The organism is Ruegeria sp. CDSA246 (assembly GCF_059611225.1).
In genome coordinates this window covers 1-3,032 of sequence record NZ_JBXWPD010000046.1, presented here as the reverse complement: position 1 = coordinate 3,032, position 3,032 = coordinate 1, and the positions used below count along the sequence as shown (strand labels likewise).

The 3,032-nt window shown below is 61.0% G+C and carries 3 protein-coding genes; all 3 read left to right on the top strand.

All coding sequences use genetic code 11. The annotated features are described in order from the left end of the window. The first annotated feature begins 19 nt into the window (after positions 1–19). The 3 genes from AC2FI9_RS22685 to folD are packed head-to-tail and all read left to right on the top strand — an operon-like array spanning position 20 to position 3,002. Complete coding sequence (locus AC2FI9_RS22685; protein ID WP_496770979.1) at positions 20–1,696, top strand: formate--tetrahydrofolate ligase; 1,677 nt, start codon at positions 20–22, stop codon at positions 1,694–1,696. Positions 1,697–1,753: 57 nt separating this feature from the next. Further along, a complete protein-coding gene (locus AC2FI9_RS22680) occupies positions 1,754–2,059 on the top strand; it encodes a chorismate mutase (RefSeq protein WP_496727554.1) in 306 nt (101 codons plus the stop codon). Between the two features lie 52 nt (positions 2,060–2,111). After that, positions 2,112–3,002, top strand: a complete 891-nt coding sequence (gene folD, locus AC2FI9_RS22675) for a bifunctional methylenetetrahydrofolate dehydrogenase/methenyltetrahydrofolate cyclohydrolase FolD (protein ID WP_496742190.1) — start codon at positions 2,112–2,114, stop codon at positions 3,000–3,002. Positions 3,003–3,032: the final 30 nt, after the last annotated feature.

Genomic DNA, 3,032 nt, shown 5'->3' with positions numbered 1-3,032 from the left:
CAACCGGGGGTTTTGCCCAATGAGCTATAAATCGGACATTGAAATCGCGCGCGAGGCGCAGAAGAAGCCTATTCAGGAAATCGGCGCCAAGATTGGCATCGATTCTGCTGATCTGCTGCCCTATGGCCATGACAAGGCGAAGGTGAGCCAGGACTTCATCAACTCGGTCCAGGGTCGCGAAGACGGCAAGTTGATCCTGGTCACCGCGATCAACCCGACGCCTGCGGGTGAGGGCAAGACGACCACGACCGTGGGTCTGGGTGATGGTCTGAACCGCATTGGCAAGAATGCGATGATCTGTATCCGCGAAGCCTCGCTGGGCCCGAACTTTGGCATGAAGGGCGGCGCTGCAGGGGGCGGTTACGCGCAGGTTGTTCCGATGGAGGAAATGAACCTGCACTTCACCGGGGACTTCCACGCGATCACCTCGGCGCATTCGCTGCTGTCGGCGATGATCGACAACCACATCTACTGGGGCAATGAAGCCGAGATCGATGTACGCCGCGTCGCATGGCGTCGCGTGGTCGACATGAATGACCGTGCTCTGCGTCAAATCACGGCGTCTCTGGGTGGTGTGTCGAACGGCTTCCCGCGCGAAACCGGTTTTGACATCACCGTGGCGTCCGAGGTCATGGCGATCCTGTGCCTGTCCAACGACCTGAAGGATCTGGAAAAGCGTCTGGGTGACATCATCGTGGCCTATCGCCGCGACAAGACTGCTGTTTACTGCCGCGACATCAAGGCCGAAGGCGCGATGACCGTGTTGCTGAAAGACGCGATGCAGCCGAACCTGGTGCAGACGCTGGAAAACAACCCAGCCTTTGTCCACGGTGGCCCGTTCGCGAATATCGCGCATGGCTGTAACTCGGTCATTGCCACCAAGACTGCTTTGAAAGTGGCTGACTACGTTGTGACTGAGGCTGGCTTTGGGGCCGATCTGGGTGCTGAGAAGTTCATGAATATCAAGTGCCGCAAGGCGGGCATCGCGCCGTCTGCAGTGGTGCTGGTTGCCACCGTGCGTGCGATGAAGATGAACGGCGGCGTTGCCAAGGCCGATCTGGGTGCGGAAAACGTCGACGCGGTCAACTCGGGCTGTGCCAACCTTGGCCGTCACATCGAGAACGTGAAATCCTTTGGCGTGCCGGTTGTGGTTGCCATCAACCACTTCGTCACCGACACCGATGCCGAAGTGCAGGCGGTCAGCGACTATTGCGCCGCGCATGGGGTTGAGGCGGTTCTGTCGCGTCACTGGGAACTGGGCTCGGAAGGCTCTGCGCCGCTGGCCGAGAAGGTTGTTGAGATCGTCGAAGGCGGCAGTGCCAACTTCGCACCGATCTACCCCGATGACATGCCGCTGTTCGAAAAGATCGAAACCATCGCCAAGCGTATCTACCGCGCCGACGAGGTTCTGGCCGACAACAAGATCCGCAACCAGCTGCGCGAGTGGGAAGAGGCCGGATACGGCAATCTGCCGGTCTGCATGGCCAAGACGCAGTATTCGTTCTCGACCGACCCCACTTTGCGCGGCGCGCCCACCGGCCATTCGGTTCCGGTGCGTGAGGTACGTCTGAGCGCGGGGGCCGGCTTTATCGTGGTGGTCTGCGGTGAGATCATGACCATGCCCGGTCTGCCACGCAAACCGGCTGCGGAAACCATCTGCCTCAATGACGCAGGTGAGATCGAGGGCTTGTTCTAAGCCGCCGAATAGGACATCTCGTGGTCCGGGGTTTTCCCGGGCCATGAGGAGATCGCGATGCCCACTCTGACACCGCCGCAAGACTGTGCAACGATGCAGGATCTGCGGGTTCAGATCGACAAGCTGGACCGCCAACTGATCGAAATGTTGGTGGCGCGCGCAGGCTACATTGACCGCGCGTCCGAGCTGAAGCCGGGCGAGGGCCTGCCTGCCCGTATCCCGGACCGTGTCGAAGACGTGGTGCACCGCGTGCGCGCAAGCTCGGCCGAGCTGGGAATGGATCCGGATTTGGCCGAAGGACTGTGGCGCATGTTGATTGACTGGTCGATTGCACGTGAGGAACGTGTTCTCGGCCCGGACTGAATGACCGGGCGCTTCACGCGCCCGATCCGTTTTTGAAAGAAGGGATCAAAGGATGGTAGCCCAGGTTATCGACGGCAAGGCCTTTGCGGCCAAGGTCCGTGCGCAAGTGGCCGATCAGGTTGCAAAGCTGAAAGAGGAAAACGGCATCACCCCCGGCCTGGCCGTGGTTCTGGTCGGCGAAGACCCGGCCAGTCAGGTCTATGTCCGCTCCAAGGGCAAGATGACCGTCGAGGTCGGCATGAACTCGTACGAGCATAAGCTGGATGTCGATACCTCGGAAGAGGACCTGCTGGCGCTGGTCGACAAGCTGAACAACGATCCGGCTGTGCATGGCATTCTGGTTCAACTGCCGCTGCCCAAGCATCTGAACGAGGATCTGGTGATCAATTCGATCGACCCGGCCAAGGATGTGGACGGGTTCCACATCTCGAATGTGGGCCTGCTGGGCACCGGTCAGAAATCGATGGTGCCCTGCACCCCGCTGGGCTGCCTGATGATGCTGCGCGACCACCATGGCTCGCTGTCCGGCATGGATGCAGTTGTGATCGGACGCTCGAACATCGTGGGCAAGCCGATGGCGCAGCTGTTGCTGGGCGACAGCTGCACCGTGACCATCGCGCATAGCCGCACCAAGGATCTGCCCGATGTTGTGCGCCGCGCCGACATCGTCGTAGCCGCCGTTGGCCGCCCCGAAATGGTGCCCGGTGACTGGATCAAAGAAGGCGCCACTGTCATCGACGTGGGCATCAACCGCATTGAACGCGACGGCAAGAACAAGCTGGTCGGCGACGTCGACTACGCCAGCGCCGCCGCACGCGCCGGCGCCATCACCCCGGTCCCCGGAGGTGTCGGCCCCATGACCATCGCCTGCCTGCTGGCCAACACACTCACCGCCGCCTGCCGCGCAAACAAACTGCCAGAACCAGAAGGCCTCACAGCCTGACCTGTTTCGTTAGGGCGCAAAAAATGCGCC

Excerpts from the sequence above, each read along its gene's own strand:
- AC2FI9_RS22680 (WP_496727554.1), top strand. The coding sequence starts at position 1,754 with ATGCCCACTCTGACACCGCCGCAAGACTGTGCAACGATGCAGGATCTG.
- folD (WP_496742190.1), top strand. The coding sequence starts at position 2,112 with ATGGTAGCCCAGGTTATCGACGGCAAGGCCTTTGCGGCCAAGGTCCGT.
- AC2FI9_RS22685 (WP_496770979.1), top strand. The coding sequence starts at position 20 with ATGAGCTATAAATCGGACATTGAAATCGCGCGCGAGGCGCAGAAGAAG.